This window comes from Sphingomonas phyllosphaerae 5.2 (assembly GCF_000419605.1).
Classification (GTDB): domain Bacteria; phylum Pseudomonadota; class Alphaproteobacteria; order Sphingomonadales; family Sphingomonadaceae; genus Sphingomonas; species Sphingomonas phyllosphaerae_B.
The window spans coordinates 1,067,380-1,087,108 of sequence record NZ_ATTI01000001.1 but is presented as its reverse complement, the minus strand read 5'-3'; the positions used below and the strand labels follow the sequence as shown (position 1 = coordinate 1,087,108).

Below are 19,729 nucleotides of genomic sequence, written 5' to 3'. Positions count from 1 at the left end.
CCACACTTGGCGAACTTATCGATCTGTGGAGGATACTTTAACGTCCATTTTCAGGACTCTTGTTGCACTTGCACGTGTTGTCGGTTCTGCGCACGTAGCCCTCGAAAGGGGACCATCATGCGCAACGAACCTTCTACGTCGGAGCTGAAGAGACTTACCGGAGCGGCGGCTATCGATCACTATCTCTGTGAGAGCGATGCCCCCGAGTGGCGGCGACGAGGCGCGGCCCTCATCAAAGCCTCGCCATTAGGACGCATCCGGGTCGCAAAGCTCTCGACGTCGGACCTTCAGAAGTGGAGCGATAGGCGACTAGATCAGGTTTGCGTCGCGACAGTGCAGAACGACCTTCGGATCGTCCGCCTTTCCTACGAAGCGGTACGCCGGACCTACGGACTCAGTCTCCCAGCAAACCCGGCCTTGGACGTCGAGCTGGCCGAGAAGGACCGCAAGCTGACACGGGGGGAGTTGGCGGCCCTTCAAGCGGCTTTGGAGAAGGCGCCTATCATGAAGGCCTTGGTGACGGTGGCGGCCGAAACCGGCCTTCCTCGCGGTGCCCTGACGTCCGCTCAATGGCGAGACGTCGAGTTGGACCGTTCGGTCATACATATCCGGCAGCGCAGTACGGGACCGATCGTCCGGAGCGCCCCGCTGAGCGACGCGGCCGTGGAGGCGATGCGTTCGTTGGCCAAGACGAGCCCGAGAGTCTTCTCCATGCCGGTGGCAAACATCCGGTTGCTCTGGGAGCGAGCATGTCGGCGGGCGAAGCTGAGGCACGTTAGGTTCTTCGAGGCTCGCCACGTCCTCCCGTATGAGGGCCGTTCGTAGCCCAGCAGCCGCTTGCTTCCGAGCTCCGATCCGGTACGATAGTTGGTACAATCTCCCGCGCTCGAGAGTAATGGAAACAACGAATTTCTGCGGACTTCTGGGGCCTCGTGCCCTTCCCGCCCTTGGGCACCATTCCCTTCCTGGCCACGGCCGAACAGGCCAAAGACGTCGTGCAGCGTCGCGTCCTTGTCAGGATCCGGTACAAGGCGGCAAGACACGGACAAGGCAACGCCCCTGATCGGGTCCGCAAGGAAGCATCCATCGCCGCCGTCGGCCCGGCGCGACCCGCCCCCCCCCCCCGCCCCGCGATTCATATGGTTCGTAGGCAGCATGCGCCGGTTGACGGCACGGAGCGGCAAACCCGCCGGCCGCAGGCTCCGAAGCACTTACTCTGCATCGCCGACTAGCCAGTCGCGTGGTCGATGCCGGGGACCCGCCCCGACCTCGACCCTTCTCGGTCGCCTGGCCCCCCAACCTATTGCCGACCGCCCGACGTGACGCTGTAGCCGTGCAATCCGAGCGGGTACGGATTGATCGCGACGCGCGTTCCCATCTGCCCCTCCGGGCCGCCGAAGCTCGCACGATGCCAGCGCCCCTGCTTGGCGGTCAGCACGTCGCCGGGCTGGGCGGCCTTGATGAGCGGCTCGCCTTCGACCTGAAGGTCGACATTGCCCTCCATCACGAACCAGAACTCGTCATAACCGACGTGGAAATGGCCGAGGTTCGACGCGGGCGGGGTCGGCGTCGCGCGTCCGCGGATGTTGTTCACGAACAGATGTTGCGCAGCGACGAAGGCGGTGGCGCGCGCACCGCCCTGCACCACGTCCTTGTAATAATCGAGGTAGAGCGGGTTGGTGGCATCCGGGACGCCCGACCCGCCGGACACCAGCCGCCGGTCGTAGCGAAAGCCGGCAACGTCCCGCGGCCGCTCGCCAGTGCTGGCGACCGGGTAGAGCGGCAAGTCGCTGGCGGCGTGAATCTCGAACCACAAGGCGGGCGCGTCGCCGACCGTCTCCAGCGTGAACGGCACGCGCAACGGCACGTCGATCTCGAACCCCTTGCCCGCGACGAACGGCGGGTGGCCGGCAATGGCGACGCGCACCTCGCCGCGCCAGACGATAATGACGGTACGATTGTCGGCATAGGCGACCTCTGTCGTACGCTTGCCGGCCGCCTGCTGGTGCCAGTCCGCGACGAGATCGCGGCTGCGGACGATCGGCTGCGACCAGTCGGCGGCGCCCTTGTGCAGCGCGAGCACGTCCGCCAGCTTCCACCATGAGCGATTGGGCGCGTCATAGGCGGCGTAGGGCGTTCGCTTCGGCACCCACATCTCGACCGGGGGGGGCGGCGCGGGACGCGGGGCCTGCGCGGTCAGCGTCAGCGCGGTGAGCGCCAGCGCGGCGATGCGCGCGCGCGCGCGCCAGCCGTTCGTCATCGATCGTTTCCTTCCGTGCCCTGCAATCATTGTGTCACCGCCACGGCTGCCGCGGACGCAGGCACGCGCCCGGCACCGATCAGGCGACGCGGGTCGACGGCGGCCCAGGCCGCGATGCCGAGCACCACCACCCCCGCGCCGGTGCCGAACGCCGCCGCCCAGCCGTAGCGGGCGGCGAGCCACGGGGTCAGCGACGCGGTGAGCGCCCCGCCGAGCTGGCAGCCGACGTTCATCAACCCCGACACAACCCCTGTGTGGCGTCCCGCGATATCGGCGGTGACCGACCAGAAAGAGCTTTGCGAGAGGTAGATCGCGCCGCCGCCCAACGCGAGCGTGAGCACCGCCAGCGGCACGTTGTCGACCTGCGAGCCAACCAGCAGAAACACCGCCGTCAGCGCAAAGGAGATCATCGCCAGTCCCGAGCGCCCCCAATAAAGGCCATGCCGGCGCGATACCGCATCGTTGATCACGCCACCTGCCAGACACCCGACCGTCATCGCCAGGAACGGGGCCATGCCGAACAGCGCGCTCGCCTTGAGGTCGAGCCCGCGGGCCTCCGTCAGATAGATGAAGAACCAGCTGAAGAAGATCCAGATCACATAGCCGAAGGCGAAGTAGCTGAGGAACAGGCCCCACACCGCCCGACTTGTCAGGATGGCGCGCCACGGGATCGGCCCGGCCGCTGTCGCTACGACCGCGGGCAATCCCGCCTCGATATGCGCGCGCTCGGCCGCGTTCACCGCCGGATGGTCCTGCGGCCGGTCGCGCGCCACCGCGTACCACACCGCCGCCGCGACCAGCCCGATCACCGCGCAGACGTAGAACGAGGCGCGCCAGCCGCCGTATGCGATGACCGCACTGATCAGCGGCGGCGTCAGCCCCGAACCGGCACCCACGCCGGCGAAGATCAGCCCGTTGGCGCGTCCGCGCTCCTGCGAAGGCACCCAGCGCGAGACGAACTGGTTGCCCGACGGGTAGACGGCCGCCTCGCCGATGCCGAGCCCGAAACGGACCAGGATCAGCAGCGTGATCGCATGCGCGCCGCCGGGTTGCACCCACGCGGTCGCGACGCTGAACACGCCCCACCATATTAGCGCGAAGGTCAGCAAGCGACGAGGGCCGATGCGCGCCGCAAGCCAGCCGGCGGGCACCTGGAACGCGGCGTAACCGATCAGGAAAGCGCTGAAGATCCAGCCGAGATGGATCTGGTCGATCGCATATTCCTGCCGCATCTGCACGCCGGCGACCGAGATGTTCGTGCGGTCGAGAAACGCGATCGCGCTGATCACGAACAGCATCGCGACCAATCGTACCCGGACATTCGTTCGCCGTGCGTCGGCCGCCATCATACCCCTCCCGGACCAGCGGCTCGACCGCATTATATCCTATATGATTCGGTGTAGAGGCGTTGTAAGCGTGCGTAAAGCCCGGAGAATACGGGCGAACGGCAGTGAGAGGGTACAGCAGATGATACGACCAGGTGCGTGCGGCGCCGCCTTGCTGATGCTGGGCCACGCCGCCGTCGCGCAGCAGCCCGGGCCGCCACCGAGCAAGGCGGCGCGGCCGCTGGCCGAACGCATCGGGCACACCGATCCATCGCGCTACCGGCAACTCGCCAAGGTGCACGACGGGGCCGGCACGATGGCGTTCGCTCCGCTGCTTGGATCCGATGCGCTCTCCACCAACCTTATCTTCGTGCATCGCGGCGTGATCGCACCGCACAGCGGGATCGGTCAGCACTTCCACCACCAATGCGAGGAGATGTTCGTCATCCTCGACGGGGAGGCGCAGTTCACCGTCGACGGGCGGACCGCCACGCTCGTCGGCCCCGCCGCGGTGCCGGACCGGATGGGGCACGCGCATGCGCTGTACAACGCCTCCGACCGCCCGGTGCAGTGGCTGAACATCAACGTCGGCCAGACGAAGCGCTACGACAATCTCGATCTCGGCGATCCGCGCGAGGGCGTCGCGCTCGATCCGATCCCGCAATTCGCCGCGATACGGCTGGACCGCGCCAGGCTCACCTCTGACGGACCGGTCCGATCGCGCCGACTGCTCGGGCCGGAGGTGTTCACCACGCCCTGGACGTTCGTCGACCATGTGCTGGTGTCGCCTGGCGCGGCGCAGGAGGGTGCCGCTCCCGCCGGCATCAGCGAGATCATCTACGTCGTCGCCGGCGCCGGCGAAGCGACGGTCGCTGGCGAACGCGCGTCGCTGCGCGCCGGAGATGCGCTGCCGGTCGAGGTCGGCGTGCGCCGTTCGCTGCGCGCCACGGGCGATGCGCCGCTCGAACTGATGGTGATCGGGGTCGCGCGCGATCTCGCCACCAAGGCGGCCTACGCCGCCACGCTTCCCCCGCGCTGAACTGGAAAGGATAAAGAATGCAACGCCGTTCGCTCCTGCAACTGATCGCGGCCGCCGGTAGCGGCTTGGCGCTGCGCGGCACCGCGCAGGCCGCCACTGCCGCGACCCGCAAGCCGATCGTGCTCTATTGCGATCTCGCGGTCGATCCCGCGCGCGAGCACGAAATGCTCGACGCCTTCCATCGTCATTTCCTCCCGGCCGCGCAAAGCTTTCGCGGGCGTGGCTTCGTGGATTTGAAGATGCTCAAGCTGCGCACCGTCATTCAGGGTCAGCCCGCGCCGCCGGCCGGAGTCAATTACCGCTTCCAGCTTACCTATGAAAGCGAGGAACAGCGGCAGCAGTGGATCCGCTCCGACGTGCACCAGCGTAACTGGCCGCTGATCGAGCGCACGGTGCTCAACCGCGACTATCTCGTCCTGCTGACCGACGCGGTATGACGATGCGGCGTGCTTTCCTCCTGACCGCGGCGCTGATCGCGCCGCTCGCCGTTCACGCCGCCGCGCCCGCACAACAGAGCGAGGCGCGCATCGAACGGCTCACCCCGGCACTGGACGCGCTGATCGCGCCGGGCGCCGCGATCGAACGCGTCGCCACCGGCTTCGGCTTTACCGAAGGACCGCTGTGGCATGACGGTCGCCTGTGGTTCTCCGACGTAACCGGCGATACGCTGCGCGCGGTCGACGCATCCGGGCGGGTGCAGGAGCTGATCGCGAATGCCGGCGGGCTCACGGACCCGCCACCCGGCAAGAGCATCGGGCCGAACGGGCTTGTCCCCGACCGCGACGGCAGCGTGTTGATGGCGCAGATGGGGGCGCGCCGGATCGTGCGTGTCGGCCGCGACCAACGCGTCATGCCACTACTCGCGGACTATCGCGGGAAGCGGCTGAACAGCCCCAACGATCTTGCGTACGCCGCCGACGGCGCGCTGTGGTTCACGGACCCACCGTTCGGGCTGTTCAACGGCATGGACCGCGATCCCGCCAAGCAACTGCCGTTCAACGCGGTGTTCCGCTATGCGCGCGGTGTCCTTACCCCGGTGATCACGGACCTGAAGCTTCCGAACGGGATCGGCTTCTCTCCCGACGGGCGCACCTTGTACGTCACCGACTACGGGCCACCGGGGACGATCTATGCCTATCGCGTCGGACGTGGCGGTGTCGTGTCGGCACGGCGGGTGCTTATCCGATTCCCGGCCGGCGGGCCGGGTGGCGCGGACGGGCTGAAGGTCGATCGTCGCGGGAACGTCTGGGCGACCGGACCGGGCGGAATCCGCATCATCTCTCCCGCGGGCAAGGTGCTGGGCCGGATCGTGCTGCCGGAGGTCGCGGCCAACCTCGCCTTCGCGGACGACGGGCACACGCTTTACATCACGGCATCGACCAGCGTGTACCGCCTGAGAACCGCGGTGGCCGGAATCCTGCCGCGTTACACGCGGTAACGACGCGCGACGTGGCGGTCGCCGGGCTCAATGCCCGGCGCCGCCCGCATCCTTCCGGTCGCTCGCGACATGGGCGACGACATAGTCGCTCACCACCTTCTGCTCTTCCGGCGACAGTTCCGCTCCGCGATCGATCATCGCCTGCACCAGCCCCGGCCACTCCGCCGCGGTCTTGTTGGCCGCGAACACCTGGTTTGTCGTGTGGCAGGAACCGCATCGTTCGTTGATGAGGTCGAGCCCCGCTCCCGGCACTGGTGTGGCCGGTTGCTGTGCAGTGATCGCCGCGGCGCCGAGCAGCGCCCCGGCGGAGGCGACCAGGCGAGCGAGTAAGTTGAAACGCAACATGGCGGTAATCCTCAGCGCACGGCGAAAGCGACCACTTCGTCGCTGGTCGCGGGTTGGAAGGCGAATCCGCCGGTCGCCACGGTCGCGAGCATCTGGCGACCGTCGGCGGCCTGGTAGGTCATCGGGGTGCCGTAGTTCGAGGCGGGCAGCGCCGACGACCACAGCAGCGCGCCGCTACGGGTATCGAATGCGCGGATCGTGGCATCGCGGGTCGCACCGATGAAGGTCAGCCCGCTGGCCGTGGTGATCGGCCCACCGGCGCTGATCACGCCAGCGTCGGCGAAGGCGGGATCGTCGTTCTTGCCCAGCACCTTGCGCCACGCGATCGTGCCATTGTCGACGTTCACCGCGACCAGTTCGCCCCACGGCCCCTTCTGGCACGGCAGGCCGCTCTCCGGATCGAGGAAATAGGCATAGCCCGCCTTCATCCCCCACGTGCCGTCGGGCTGGCGCGCCAGCTGCTGCGGGCTGGCGAGGTTGTTGACGTTGATCACGTACAGGCCGGTGTGCGGGTCGAACGCGCCCCCGCCCCAATCCACGCCGCCGAGGCTGCCCGGGAAGAAGTTGACCGCGGAATCGGCGCGCAGCGGCTGGAACGTCTTGCTTGGTGCGACGGAGAGATCGGCGACCAGCTTCTCGCATTTCGCGCGATGGGCCGGCGGACCGTCGACCAGATCGCTCGCCGCATAGCTGGTCCGCGCGAGCGGCGGCGGCGTGACCGGCATCGGCTGGGTCGGCCACGGCTGCTCGCCCGGCACATCGGTTTCGGTCGGCACCGGCACCTCGCGCACGTCGTAGAGCGGCTTGCCGGTGACGCGGTCGAGGATGAACATCATCGCGGTCTTGTTCATCAGGGCAATCGCGGGGATCGTCCGGCCGCCGCGCCGCACCTCGATCAGCGTCGCACTCGGCAGGTCGACGTCCCAGATGTCGTGGTGGACGGTCTGGAAATGCCACAGATACTTGCCGGTCGCCGCCTCCACCGCGACGATCGAGTTGCCGTACAGGTTCTTGCCCTTGCGGTCGCCGCCCCAGCGATCGAAGGTCGGTGCGCCGACCGGCAGGTAGGCGATGCCGCGCTTGTCGTCGACGAGCACGAAGGTCCACACGTTGACCCCCGATCTTTTCTGCCAGCTGTCGCCCTCCCACGTGCCGAAATTCGGCTCGCCCGGCTGCGGGATCGTATGGAAGGTCCACACCAGCTTGCCGGTGCGCGCGTCCCAGCCGCGCACGTCGCCGGCCGCGCCCTTCACGGGCATCTCCTGCACGCGCGAGCCGGTGATGATGAGGTCGCGGTAGATCGCCGGCGGGCTGCTCATGCCCAGCGGCCCGCGGGTGCCGTTCATCACCTCCGGCGTCTTCATATCGACCACGCCGGCCGTGCCGAAGCCGGCCGCCGGCTGCCCGGTGGCGGCATCGAGCGCGAACAATTTGCCGCTGCGGCCGCCGAAGACGATGCGCGCGCCCGCCCCCTTTCCGCCCGGCCAATAGGCGACGCCGCGCGTCGACGGCTGGTCGTTGCCCGGCAACTGGAACACCCACCGCTCCTTGCCGGTGGCGGCATCGAGCGCGACGACGCGGCGATAGGGCGTCGCCAGGTACATCACGCCCTTCACCACCAGCGGCGTCGCCTCGGATGCGGAGAAGCCGGACCGGAACTTGGCCGGCACGCTGTCGGGCATCGGGATCGTCTCGCCCGACGTGCCCGCGGGGCGCATGTGATAGCTCCAGACCTGCCGCAGCCGCGTCACGTTGGCGGGCGTGATCTCGGTCAGCGGCGAGTGGCGCGCGTGGCTTTCGTCGCGGCCATAGCCCTGCCAGTCGCCCTTGCCCTGCGCCAGCAACGGCGCGGCGGCCCCTGCCAGAAGCGATGCAGCCAGCATCGTCGTCGCATGCGCACTACGCCGCAAGCGGCGCCCGTTCTTGCTGGCCACGTTTTCTCTCCTGGGTTCCATACGACGAGTCTCACCAGGTGAGCCCGACGTTGTCCTGTCATTTCAACGGTGCTAGCAAGCCGCACGATCCTATACAATATGATCCGTGTCGATCGGGCCTGACCATGGTCGGCAACAAGGGAGAGGAGAAGTCCAATGGCTGACTTGCCGCTGAAGGGGCTGCGGGTTCTTGATATCTCGCAGGTGATGGCGGGGCCATTCTGTTGCATGCTGCTGGGCGACATGGGCGCGGACGTCATCAAGATCGAGCCGCCACGCACCGGCGATTCGACGCGGCACTCGATGGGGTTCCGGCTCAAGGGGGAGGACAGTCCGGGCTTCCTGGCGCTCAACCGCAACAAACGCAGCATTACGCTGGACCTCAAGGACGAGGCGGACCGCGCCGTGCTCTACGCGCTGGTGAAGACCGCCGACATCGTGGTCGAGAATGCGCGTCCCGGTGTCGCGGGGCGGCTCGGGATCGATTACGAGACGCTCGCCGCGCTCAATCCGCGGCTGATCTATGCCAGCATTTCGGGGTTCGGCCAGACCGGTCCGTGGGCGCAACGTCCCGGCTTCGACCTGATCGCGCAGGCGATGTCGGGCGTGCTCAGTTCGAACGGCTTCCCCGGCATGGAGCCCGCGAAGAATTCGATCGCGGTGGCCGATCTCGGCGCCGGCCTCTTCTCGGTCTACGGCATCCTCAGCGCAGTGATCGGCCGGCAGTCCTCGGGACGCGGCCAGTATATCGACGCCTCGCTGCTCGAGGCGGCGCTCGGGCTGTCGATCTGGGAGACGACCGAATATTGGGGCACCGGCCACGCCCCTGCCCCGATCGGTTCGGCCAATCGAATGTCCGCGCCCTATCAGGCGGTACGCGCCTCCGACGACTGGTTCGTGATCGGTGCCGCGAATCAGGGATTGTGGCTCACCTTCCTGAAGGTCGTCGCGCGTCCCGAACTGCAGGAGGACGCGCGTTACGCCACCAACGCGGCGCGGGTCGCGAACCGGCAGTCGCTGATCGACGACCTCGCCCCCACCTTCCTCACGCGGACCAGCCAGGAGTGGATCGATGCGCTGCTCGCCGCCGGCGTACCGGCCGCACCGATCCTCGACTACGGCGAGGCGGTCGTCAGCGAACAGGCGGTCGCGCGCGAGATGGTGATGCAGGTGCCGCACCCGGTCGAGGGCGAGTTCAAGGCGCTCGGCTTCCCGGTCAAGATGCGCGGCACGCCGCAGGAGGTGCGGTTGCCGCCGCCGCTGCTGAACGAGCATGACGCGGAGATCCGCCGCGAACTGGTGGAGCGGGGGCTGCTGCCGTCGGCCACCGGGGCGCTGGCATGAGCGGCGTGGTCGTCACGCGCGACGGGCCCGCAGCGCACGTCCGCTTCGACAATCCGGCCGCGCACAATGCCCTGACCGGCGCGATGTGGAACGCCTTGCGTGACATTGCGCTCGAGCTGGCGGACGACACCTCCGTGCGCGTCGTCACGTTCCGCGGCACCGGCGGGAAGGCGTTCATCTCGGGCACCGACATCGCCAAGTTCGCCGACTTCACCACCGGCGCGCAGGGCGTCGCCTATGAACGCGACATCGACGCGTGCATGGCGGCGATCGACGCGATCCCCTGCGCCACCGTGGCAGTCGTCGAGGGTTGGGCGGTCGGCGGCGGGCTCAACATAAGTTCCGCGTGCGACTTCCGCCTGGCCACGCCCGACGCGCGGTTCGGCTCGCCGATCGGCCGTACGATCGGCAACTGCCTGTCGTCGGCAAGCGTCGCGCGGATCGGTGCGGCGATCGGCGCGGCGATGGCGCGGCGCATGGTGCTGCTCGGCGAGATCATCGGCGCGGAGGAATTGCGCGCGAGCGGGTTCCTGCTGGCGATCGTCGAGCGAGAAGCGCTGGACGCCGAGGTGGCGGCGCTGTGCGCGCGCGCAGCCGAGAACGCGCCGCTGACGACGCGCGCCACGAAGGAGACGCTGCGGCGCATGACCTTCGACGGCCTGCCCGACATCGAGCCGCTGATCGACCGCGTCTACGGCAGCGCGGACTTTCGCCGCGGGGTGGCCGATTTCCTCGCCAGGACCAGGCAGGTGCCGGACTGGTCGGGCGAGTGAGCCACGCGCCGTTCGGCGCGGCACCCGCGCACCCGGCGTAGAGCGCCCGGTGCCGGCCGTCAGGCGTCAGGCGTCAGGTAGAAGCGTATGTTCGTCATTGCGGGCGCAGCGAAGCAATCCAGTGCCGGACCAGAACGCCCCGGATTGCCTCGCTATGCTCGCAATGACAGGTCCTCGGACTACGGACGCATCACCCGCCGCACGGCCGGTGCCACGCCGGACGCCACGCGATTATCGCCGAGGCCTCCCGTCACCCCGGACTTGATCCGCGGTCCCGCTCCCGTCGACGTCAGGAAGGGACTCCGGATCAAGCCTCCCCTGCGCAAAGCGGAACGGCTCGGGGTGAAGGTCGATAGCGTCGCTTACCCCGCCGGCTTCGGCACGATCTTGATGCCGGCCGCCATCGGCTGGCTCGGCGGCAACGGCAGCGTGCCCGCGGGGAAGGCGTTGGCCTGGAATACATAGGCTTCGATATCCGCCACGGTGCGCCCGCTCAGGCTGCCGGGCGCGCTGAGCGGCATCGTCGTCTTGATGCGCGAGAACAGGTCGCCCGCCGACGTGTTGTTCCAGTTGTTCAGGAACCCGCCGCCGACCAGCGCCGGCGCCACATCGATGCCGGCCAGCGTATCGCCGTGGCACGCCGCGCAATTCTCGGCATAGGCCACCTTGCCGCGCTCGGCCTGCTCCGCGGTATAGACGCCGCTCCACACGCTGCGCTCGCTCGTCTGCGCGCGCACCACCACCGCGCCGCCGAGCGCGAGTGCCGCGGCGCCGAAGATCCACAGGCCGTGCCTGATCATACCGTCCATCATCATGCTGCTCCCGGAAGTCGATAGGCGACCAGTTCCGCGCTGGCGTTGCCGCCGCCGGTCGCCACCACGATGTATTGGCGCCCCTTCAATCGATAGGTCATCGGCGATCCGCTCTGTGGCGCGGTCATGTAGACCGCACCCTTCTCCTCGCCGGTGCCCTTGTCATAGGCACGCAGCATCGCGCCGCGGATACCGTATTCGTTGGTGTAGAAACCCGCCTCGCCGCAGATCACCAGCGTCTTGGTCACCAGCGGGCCGAGATTGCCGGCGCGGCCGGTCCGCGGGATTTTCTTTCCCTTCAACTGCGGATGATTGCGGATGTTGTCCGGCGTCTCGCCGTGCGCCACCTGCCAGGCGAGGTCGCCCTTGCTCAGGTCGATCGCCGTGATCCGCCCGTAAGGCGGCTTCAGCAGCGGCAGGCCGTCGATCGCCAGGAAGCCCGGCGGAGGTCCCTTCGCGCCGCCGGGTGCACCGCCCGGCGGTGGCGCGGCGGGCGGACCTTCCATGTTGCGCATACCCGGTCGCGAGGCGCCCATCGCCGGCATCGCTCTGGCCTCCGACCCGGCGACGCCGTGAACCTGCGGAAATTCGGAGACCGACTTGTCGGTGTTGGGGACGATTCCGATCAACGACGGCTGCGTCTTGGAATAGACATAGACGATGTGCGTCTCGGGATCGTAGCAGCCGCCGGGCCAGTTGGTGCCGCCCTGGATACCGGGGTTGGTGATCGTTCCCCACCGCCCTGGCTTGCTCACCACCGGCGGGGTGTAGAGCGGGCCGATCTTATAGGCTTTGACGAACTCGATCGCCTTCGCGCGCAATTCGGGCGTGAAGTCGATCAGGTCGTCGGTCGTCACGCCTTGCACGTCATAGGCCGGCGGTTTGCTCGGGAACGGCTGCGTCGGGCTGTACCATTCGCCCGGGACGTCGCCGCGCTCCACCTTGCGCTCGACGATCGGCCAGATCGGCTTGCCCGTCTCGCGGTCGAGCACGTAGAGGAACGCCTGCTTCGTCGGTTGCGCCAGCGCCTTGACGGTGCGGCCGCCGACCGGAATGTCGCACAGGATCGGCGCACAGGGGATGTCGCGGTCCCACAGTCCGTGATGGACCAGCTGGTAATGCCAGCGGCGCTGGCCGGTCTCCAGATCGAGCGCCACCAGCGATTCGCCGAACAGCGCGTTGCCGCGGCGGAACATGCCCATCTCGTCACCGGTCGGCAGCTCGACCGGGACATAGACCAGTCCCAGCTCCTCGTCGGCCGACATTTCGGCCCACACGCCCGCGTTGCCGGCTTCGTCGGCGTCGCCCTTGAGCCAGCTGTCGTAGCCGTACTCGCCCTTGCGTGGGATCGTGTGGAAGATCCACTTGCGCTTGCCGGTGCGCACGTCGAACCCGCGGACATAGCCCTTCACGTTCTTGCGGAGCGCCGGCACATCGCCCGCAGTATGCGCCGCGCCGACGACCACCGTATCGCGCGCCACCATCGGGGTGGCGTGCAGGCCGACATCGGCGGTCTCCACGTCCAGCTCCTGGTCGAAATCCTTCTTGAGGTCGACGATGCCGTTGTTGCCGAACGCCGGATCTGGGATACCGGTCGCGGCATCCAGCGACACGAGCTGATAGCCGATTGTGACGTAGAGGACGCGCTCGATCGTGCCGTCCGTCCAGTAGGACACGCCATGCCCCGAAAGCTGACGCGGCGAATTGAGCGCGCGCTGCCCTTCGTCCACCCGGTGCATCCACAGTAGCTCGCCCGTGCCGGCATCGAGCGCGATGCAGTCGCGGCGCGATCCCGCCGGCAGGAACAGCCGGCCCTTCACCAACAACGGCGTCGGTTCGAACTGATATTCCTTGCGGGCGCCGAACACGTCGGTCTTGACGCTCCAGGCGACCTCCAGGTCGTTGAAATTATCGGCGTTGATCTCGTCCAGTGGCGAGTAGCGCGTGTTGGCCTTGTCGGCGGCGTAGCTGCGCCACTCGGTATCCGGCGCCGGCGCGTCTGCGTCCTGCGCCGGCGCGGGCATCGCCAGCGCCGCGCGGTCGATCGCGAAGATCAGCGCCGCGGCGGCACTGCCACCCAGCAGGTGGCGCCGGGTAAGGCCGGGCGCGCTCACCATGTCACCGCGATATACTTGGCCTCGCAATATTCGATCAGGCCGTGGTGCGATCCCTCGCGTCCCAGCCCGCTCTGCTTCATGCCGCCGAACGGTGCCGCGGCGTCCGAGACGAGTCCACGATTGACCGCGACCATCCCGCACTCGATCCGCTCGGCGATCGCCAGCGCACGGCCGAGATCGGTCGAATAGACGTAGGCGGCGAGCCCGTACTCGGTATCGTTGGCAAGCGCGACCGCCTCGTCCGCGGTGTCGAACGCGACCACTGCGGCGACCGGGCCGAACACCTCCTCGCGCAGGATCTCCGATCCGGGCTGCACCCCCGCGATCACCGACGGCGGGTAGAAATAGCCTTCGCCGGCCGGCGCCTTTCCGCCCAGCCTGACCTCCGCACCGAGCGCCACCGCATCGGCGACGAGCCGCTCGATCTTGTCGACCGCCTTGCGGTTGATCATCGCACCGCACTGCGTCGCCGGGTCGGTGCCCGCACCCACGGTCAGCGCGCCCATCCGCTCGACCAGCCGCGCGACGAAGGCGTCGTGGATACCGCGCTGGACGTAGAAGCGGTTGGCGGCGGTGCATGCCTCTCCGGCGTTGCGCATCTTGGCGATCATCGCCCCGTCGATCGCGGCGTCGAGATCGGCATCGTCGAAGACGACGAACGGCGCATTGCCGCCCAGCTCCATCGACGAGCTGATCACCTGGTCCGCCGCCTCGCGCAGCAGCACGCGCCCGACCTGCGTCGAACCGGTGAACGACAGCTTGCGCACGCGCGGGTCGTGGAGGATCGCGCTGCACACCGGACCCGGCGTGCTGGTGGTGACGACGTTGACCACGCCGGCGGGCACGCCGGCACGACGCATGATCTCGGCGATCGCGAGCGCGGTGAGCGGTGTTTCGCTTGCCGGCTTCAGGATGCACGTACAGCCTGCCGCCAGCGCCGGCGCGATCTTGCGGGTCGCCATCGCCGCCGGGAAATTCCACGGCGTGATCAACAGCGCGACGCCGATCGGCTGATATTGCACCATGATGCGGTTGCCGCCCGCCGGCGAACCGGCCAGTTCGCCCGGAATCCGCACCGCCTCCTCGGCATACCAGCGGAAGAACTCCGCGGCATAGGCGACCTCGCCGCGCGCGTCGGGCAGCGCCTTGCCGTTCTCCAGCGAGATGAGCTGCGCGAGCCACTCGTGCTCGGCCATCATCGCGTGGAAACAGGCGAGCAGCACCTCCGCGCGCTTGCGCGGCGGTGTCGCGGCCCACGCGGCGGCGGCGGCGGCGGCGGCGTCGACGGCGGCGATCCCCGCGGCGGCGTCACCGTCCGCCACATGGGTCAGGACCGCGCCGGTGGCGGGATTGTCGACCGCGATGGTCGCGCCGCTCGCCGCGGCGGTCCACTGCGCGCCGATCAGCAGGCCGGTGGGGATGGCGAAGGGACCGTCGCCGGGCGGGGAATAGCTGGTCATCGGGCAAGTCTCATGAATCAGGCGTTGAGAAGCGTCGCGCGGTCGCCGGCGAAGGCGGCGCGCGTGATGGTCTGCATCGCGGCAAGGTCGAGCGGCCGCGGGTTGTTCTTGATCAGCCTCGCGGCGTTCAGCGAATATTCCGCGACATGATCCTGCTGGTCGGCGCGCAGCCCCAGTGCCGCCAGCGACAAGGGGATGCCGATCCGCTCGAACAATGCCGCCACCGCCTCGATGAACGCCTGCGCGCGTGCGGCGGGTGTCGCACCGGCGATCCCGACCAGGTCCGCCAGCTCGGCGAAGCCGTCGACGCACGCCGGGCGGTTGAACTGCATGACGTACGGCAGCAGCGTGGCGACGCCCTGCCCGTGCGCGGTGTGGGTGAGGTTGCCGACCGGATATTGCAGCGCATGCGCCGCCGCGGTGCCGGCCGTACCGAACGCACACCCCGCCGCCAGGGAAGCGAGCATCACGCCTTCGCGCGCTTCCATGTCGCTTCCGTCGACCACGGCGCGCTCCAGGTAACGGAACACGTTGGTCACCGCGAGCGTGGCGAAATGGTCGGAAAGCACGTTCTTGCCGACGAAGACGTGCTGCTCGGTCAGCATCGCATCGATCGGTCGCGCCAGCGTCGTATACGCCTCGATCGCGTGGGTCAGCGCGTCCGCGCCCGAAAAGGCGGTGAGCGCCGGCGGGCAGGTGACGGTCAGTTCCGGGTCACAGATCGCTACCTGCGCGATCAGGTGCGGGCTGGCGATGCCGACCTTGGCGCCGCGCTCCTCGTCGGCGACGACGGCGACCGGCGTCGCCTCCGAGCCGGTGCCGGACGTGGTCGGCACCGCGACCAGCGGCATGACCGGACCGGGCACCGCGAACTCGCCGTAGTAATCGCGGACGCTGCCGCCGTGCGTCAGCAGGACCGCCGCGACCTTCGCGAGGTCGAGCGAGCTGCCGCCGCCGATCCCGATCACCACATCGGCATCGAAGCCGGACACGGCGGCCACGCACGCATCGATGGAACGCAACGGCAGGTCGGGAACGGTCCCGTCGAACACGCGCGTCGCCACGTCGTGCGCCGCCAGATCGGCGAGCATCGCGGCGAATTCGGGCTGTGCCGCCTGCCGCTCGTCGGTGCAGATCAGTGCGCGGCGGCCGAGCCGCGCGCTCGCCGAACCGAGCGCGGCACGCTGACCGCGTCCGAACAGGATGCTGCGCGGCAGGCGTGCGGCGCCGAACAGGGCGGAAGCGGTAGGGTCGGACGTCATGCGTGTATCTCCGGAAGTCATGCAGCCACGATCTCGTCGGCGGTGGTCAGCTGCCGAGAGGCGTCGATCCGCAGGAAGAGCAGCGCCGCGACGGCGCAGAGCACCGCCAGGACGAGGAAGGCCGGGAACCAGCCGCCCATCGTCACGATATAGCCCGTCACCGCCGCGGCGATCGCCGCACCGAGATTTCCGAGCGTGTTCATCACCGCCGACACCGAGCCGGCGAACTCGCCGCCGATGTCGAGCGTCACTGCCCACGAGACGCCCACCGTCAGTTCGAGACCGAACAGCGCGACGCAGAAACAGACGATGCTCGGGATCGGTGCGTCGATCGCGGCCGCGAGCGGGATCATGACGGCCGCGATGACGAAGCCGACGACCGCGACGATCCGCCGGCCCAGCTTCAGCCCGGCACCGCGCTTGATCAGCAGGTCCGATGTCCAGCCGCCCGCCAGGTCGCCGACCACGCCGGCCATCAACGGCAGGCTCGCGAACAGGCCCATGACCGCAAGATCGTAGCCGCGCGCGTCGTGCAGGTACTTCGGGAACCACGTCAGGAAGATGTTGATGCAATAGGCGTAGCAGAAATACATCGCCGACAGCGTCCACAGCTGCGGCTGCGCGAGCAGCCGGCGCCACGGCACCTTGGCACGGGCCGGTCCGGCGCCAAGCGCGCCTTCGATCAGCGCGCGCTCCTCTGCATTGACGCCGCGATGCTCGCGCGGCGTGTCGCGATAATAGACGAACCACAGCAATGCCCAGGCGAGCCCGGCTCCGGCGAACAGCAGGAACGGCATGCGCCATCCGAAATCGACGATCAGCAGCGCCACGAACACCGGGGTCACCGCACCGCCCAGCCGCGCACCGGCATGGGTGAGACCCTGCGCCCATCCACGCTCGGCAGGCAGCATCCATCGCGACAGCGAGCGGGTGGCGATCGGAAAAGCGCCCGCCTCACCAAGGCCGAAAAGGAAGCGGCACACCATCATCGAGCCCGCCGACCAGGTCAGCGCCGTTGCGGCGGTGAACGTCGACCACCAGATGACGACGCCGGTCAGCGCCCGACGCGGGCCGAAGCGGTCGCCAAGCCAGCCGCCGGGAATCTGGAACAGCGCATAGGCGAACTGGAACGCCGCGAAGATCCAGCCCATCGTGACGAGCGAGAAGCCATATTCCTTCTGGATCGACGGCGCCGCGGTCGCGATCACCACCCGGTCCATATACGTGATCAGATATGCCAGCACGGTCAGCCACAAGACGGCATGGCGTACCCGCGTGGGCCGCACGGCGCCCTCAGCCGCGGCCGCGGCCGCCACCGGCTCGCGCAGCGCGCGCGTGGCGCTCACGGACGCCCCGCACCACACGCCTGCGCGGCGCGGCCGACGCAGGTCTGCCAGATCGTCGGCACCTTGCGGCCACCGACATAGACGGCGCGGATCGCGCGCGTGTTGCGGATGTCGCGCGTCGGATCGCGGTCGAGCACCAGCAGGTCGGCCCATTTGCCGGGGCGCAGCACGCCGCTTTCGTTGGCGGACAGGAAACTCGCGTTGGTGCCCGTCGCTGCCGTCAACGCCTGAAGCGGCGTGAGGCCGGCCTTGACCATCAGCTCAAGCTCCCAATGCGCGAAATAGCCGGGGAAGCGCGCGGTGGGTCCGCTGTCCGTGCCCATGCCGTAGCGCACGCCGCCCTTCACCTCGGCCGCAAGGCTCGCCATCGCGTTGCGCAGCACCGGCGGATATTTCGCGAACAGCGGCGAAGCCGCCAGCTTCTGCCGCCGCTCCGCGCTCTTCAGCGTGGCGATCGTCGACGGCGCGACGCCGCGCGAGAAGAAGGGGTCGTCGACGAACGGCAGCAGCGTGTAGGTGAAGCTTGCCTCCCGGCTCAGCGTCGACGCGAGTTGCCAGGCGCCGCTCGCCTTCATCGCCCCGATCAGCGCCGGATCGGCGACCCGGTCACGCACCTGATGCATGAACACGTCGACACCCTGTCGGGTCAGTTCGGCGGCGTTGTCGTAGTAGAAGATGTGCGCCGCGGCCGGCTTGCCGGCGGCATGGGCGGCGGCGATCACTTCGCGGCTGACCGGATACGGCATCCGCTTGGCGACCGTCCCGAACTCGTCGTCCATCCAGAGCTTGACGAAATCGTCGCCCTTGGCGGTTTCGCGCCGCACCATCGCGGTCGCCTCGGCCGGCGTGCTCACCGACTGGTCCAGCCCCGGCACCCCGCCGTAGCTGTCCTTGAAGACGACGCCGCGCCCGGCAGTATAGGCACGCGCCATGTCGATCCGCCCGGCGCGGCGCTGGTCCGCGATCACCTGATGGATCAGGTCACCGTCGGTGCCGAGCGTGTAGACCGACGTGACGCCATAGGCGGCGTACAGTCGCAGCTGCGCGTCGATGTTCGCGCGGTCGTAATATTTGGTGAAGCTCTGATCGACCCCGTTGACCAGCCCCAGATGAACATGGCTGTCGATCAGGCCGGGCATCAGGAACTTCCCGCGAAGATCCTCGACCGACGCGCCCTGCGTGGCCGGTCGCCGCTTCGCCGGTCCGACCCAGGTGATGCGCCCGTCGGTCATCACCAGCGCCTGATCGCGCTGCGGGGCGCTGCCGGTGCCGTCGAACAAGGTCACGTGATCGAGCACCACCGTCTCGGCCGCCACCGGCAGGCCGAAGCACATGGCCGCCGCCGCAACGCCGGCACGAATGATCGCCCGCACGCGATCTGGGCGAGTCACCCGCATCGCTTCCTCTCCAAGTCATATCCTATATGATCTGACTATGGTCCTGCGGCTGCGCCTGTCAAGCAAGATGCGCAATAAACGGCAAACGATGTCAGTTGCTTGCTGCGCTCCTCGCAAGCACGTCATCCATGCGTTGCTGCGAACATTCGAGGTGGTGACGAACTGCCCGCTCCGCGGCACCGGCATCGTGCGCCACCAGCGCATCGATGATCGCGCGGTGCTCGCGCGCGGCCTCGTGCGGGGCGTTGGTCGCGTAGAGCGCGCGGAAGATATGCAGGTGCGCATGGAGGCGTTCGACGGTTTCGGCGATCAGCCGGTTGCCGCTCCCGGTCGCGATCAAGCGGTGGAGCGCGGCGTCGGCCTCGGCGAAGCGCGAATAGGCGCGCGTATCACCGTCCGCTACGCCCGACATGTCGCAGTCGATCGCGCGAAGCGCCGCGATCGCCGTGTCGGTCATGGCTTCGGCGGCGCGCGCTGCGGCATATGGCTCGATCAGCTGTCGTAGCGTGTAGAGGTCGCGCACTTCGTCGCGGCTCATCTGCGGACTGGCGCGGTAGCCGACGTTCGGCATCTTGTAGACCAGCTTCTCCGCCTCGAGCTGGCTCATCGCCTCGCGCACCGGCGTCTGCGAGATGCCGAGCTGACGCGCCACCGTGTCGATCGCGATCCGCTCACCGGGCGCGATCTTCAGGCTCATCAGCATGTCGAGCAGATGGTCATAGGCCCGCTCGACCATGGTCGGCCCGGGGGCGGATCGCACGGCGCGCGAAGTGGCGGGAAGATGAGCCTTGGTGTCGAAATGCCGCAAGTCGGGTCGCCGGTCTGTGAGAAAGTAGCGACCCGATCATATATGGTTTGTACGACCGACGTAAGATGC

Annotated in this window: 17 protein-coding genes; 6 read left to right on the top strand and 11 right to left on the bottom strand. The window is 68.4% G+C overall.

Going from position 1 to position 19,729, the window contains the following annotated elements; translation table 11 throughout:
• Positions 1-117: 117 nt before the first annotated feature.
• Positions 118-825: a tyrosine-type recombinase/integrase gene (locus SPHPHY_RS0104980; protein WP_156025017.1), complete on the top strand. Its 708-nt coding sequence runs from the start codon at positions 118-120 to the stop codon at positions 823-825.
• Positions 826-1,300: 475 nt separating this feature from the next.
• On the opposite strand, the gene SPHPHY_RS19380 is transcribed toward SPHPHY_RS0104980, so the two are convergent.
• Together SPHPHY_RS19380 and SPHPHY_RS19375 are read right to left on the bottom strand one after the other, a co-directional pair.
• A complete protein-coding gene (locus tag SPHPHY_RS19380) occupies positions 1,301-2,260 on the bottom strand; it encodes a cupin domain-containing protein (RefSeq protein ID WP_022685600.1) in 960 nt (319 codons plus the stop codon).
• Positions 2,261-2,286: 26 nt separating this feature from the next.
• Positions 2,287-3,606: an MFS transporter gene (locus tag SPHPHY_RS19375; protein ID WP_051148381.1), complete on the bottom strand. Its 1,320-nt coding sequence runs from the start codon at positions 3,604-3,606 to the stop codon at positions 2,287-2,289.
• A 121-nt stretch (positions 3,607-3,727) separates the two neighbouring features.
• Here SPHPHY_RS19375 and SPHPHY_RS19370 point away from each other — a divergent pair, with 121 nt between their 5' ends.
• From SPHPHY_RS19370 to SPHPHY_RS0104955, 3 genes are read left to right on the top strand one after another with little or no spacing between them, the layout of a single operon-like run.
• Complete coding sequence (locus tag SPHPHY_RS19370) at positions 3,728-4,624, top strand: cupin domain-containing protein (protein ID WP_043129940.1); 897 nt, start codon at positions 3,728-3,730, stop codon at positions 4,622-4,624.
• A 17-nt stretch (positions 4,625-4,641) separates the two neighbouring features.
• On the top strand, positions 4,642-5,061 hold the full coding sequence (locus SPHPHY_RS0104960) for a hypothetical protein (RefSeq protein WP_022685597.1): 420 nt from the start codon (positions 4,642-4,644) through the stop codon (positions 5,059-5,061).
• A gap of 2 nt (positions 5,062-5,063) precedes the next feature.
• On the top strand, positions 5,064-6,062 hold the full coding sequence (locus SPHPHY_RS0104955; protein WP_231370356.1) for an SMP-30/gluconolactonase/LRE family protein: 999 nt from the start codon (positions 5,064-5,066) through the stop codon (positions 6,060-6,062).
• A gap of 27 nt (positions 6,063-6,089) precedes the next feature.
• Here the strand turns inward: SPHPHY_RS0104955 and SPHPHY_RS19365 are convergent, their stop codons facing one another.
• Both SPHPHY_RS19365 and SPHPHY_RS0104945 read right to left on the bottom strand, forming a co-directional pair.
• Positions 6,090-6,407 (bottom strand): hypothetical protein, encoded by a 318-nt coding sequence (locus SPHPHY_RS19365; RefSeq protein ID WP_022685595.1) that lies wholly within the window; start codon positions 6,405-6,407, stop codon positions 6,090-6,092.
• Between the two features lie 11 nt (positions 6,408-6,418).
• The gene (locus SPHPHY_RS0104945; protein ID WP_022685594.1) at positions 6,419-8,341 is read right to left on the bottom strand and encodes a PQQ-binding-like beta-propeller repeat protein; all 1,923 of its coding nucleotides are present in this window, start codon (positions 8,339-8,341) and stop codon (positions 6,419-6,421) included.
• Between the two features lie 156 nt (positions 8,342-8,497).
• Here SPHPHY_RS0104945 and SPHPHY_RS0104940 point away from each other — a divergent pair, with 156 nt between their 5' ends.
• Positions 8,498-9,685, top strand: a complete 1,188-nt coding sequence (locus SPHPHY_RS0104940; protein WP_022685593.1) for a CaiB/BaiF CoA transferase family protein — start codon at positions 8,498-8,500, stop codon at positions 9,683-9,685.
• Positions 9,682-10,458: an enoyl-CoA hydratase gene (locus SPHPHY_RS0104935; protein ID WP_022685592.1), complete on the top strand. Its 777-nt coding sequence runs from the start codon at positions 9,682-9,684 to the stop codon at positions 10,456-10,458. Before SPHPHY_RS0104940 ends, SPHPHY_RS0104935 begins: the two co-directional genes overlap by 4 nt.
• A gap of 362 nt (positions 10,459-10,820) precedes the next feature.
• On the opposite strand, the gene SPHPHY_RS0104930 is transcribed toward SPHPHY_RS0104935, so the two are convergent.
• The 7 genes from SPHPHY_RS0104930 to SPHPHY_RS19360 all read right to left on the bottom strand — a co-directional run bounded on the left by SPHPHY_RS0104930 (position 10,821) and on the right by SPHPHY_RS19360 (position 19,612).
• Entirely contained in the window at positions 10,821-11,267 is a 447-nt protein-coding gene (locus SPHPHY_RS0104930) for a c-type cytochrome (protein ID WP_043130591.1), read from the bottom strand.
• Positions 11,268-11,269: 2 nt separating this feature from the next.
• A complete protein-coding gene (locus SPHPHY_RS0104925; protein WP_022685590.1) occupies positions 11,270-13,387 on the bottom strand; it encodes a PQQ-binding-like beta-propeller repeat protein in 2,118 nt (705 codons plus the stop codon).
• Positions 13,381-14,847 carry an NAD-dependent succinate-semialdehyde dehydrogenase gene (locus SPHPHY_RS0104920; protein ID WP_022685589.1) on the bottom strand — a complete coding sequence of 489 codons (1,467 nt, stop codon included), beginning with the start codon at positions 14,845-14,847 and terminating at the stop codon, positions 13,381-13,383. The genes SPHPHY_RS0104925 and SPHPHY_RS0104920 overlap by 7 nt, the downstream gene beginning before the upstream one ends.
• Before the next feature lie 17 nt (positions 14,848-14,864).
• Positions 14,865-16,109: an iron-containing alcohol dehydrogenase gene (locus tag SPHPHY_RS0104915; RefSeq protein ID WP_022685588.1), complete on the bottom strand. Its 1,245-nt coding sequence runs from the start codon at positions 16,107-16,109 to the stop codon at positions 14,865-14,867.
• A 17-nt stretch (positions 16,110-16,126) separates the two neighbouring features.
• Complete coding sequence (locus SPHPHY_RS0104910; protein WP_051148380.1) at positions 16,127-17,455, bottom strand: MFS transporter; 1,329 nt, start codon at positions 17,453-17,455, stop codon at positions 16,127-16,129.
• A complete protein-coding gene (locus SPHPHY_RS0104905; protein WP_231370355.1) occupies positions 17,452-18,846 on the bottom strand; it encodes an amidohydrolase family protein in 1,395 nt (464 codons plus the stop codon). Before SPHPHY_RS0104905 ends, SPHPHY_RS0104910 begins: the two co-directional genes overlap by 4 nt.
• 97 nt (positions 18,847-18,943) lie before the next feature.
• Positions 18,944-19,612 (bottom strand): GntR family transcriptional regulator, encoded by a 669-nt coding sequence (locus SPHPHY_RS19360; RefSeq protein WP_231370354.1) that lies wholly within the window; start codon positions 19,610-19,612, stop codon positions 18,944-18,946.
• Between the last annotated feature and the right edge of the window lie 117 nt (positions 19,613-19,729).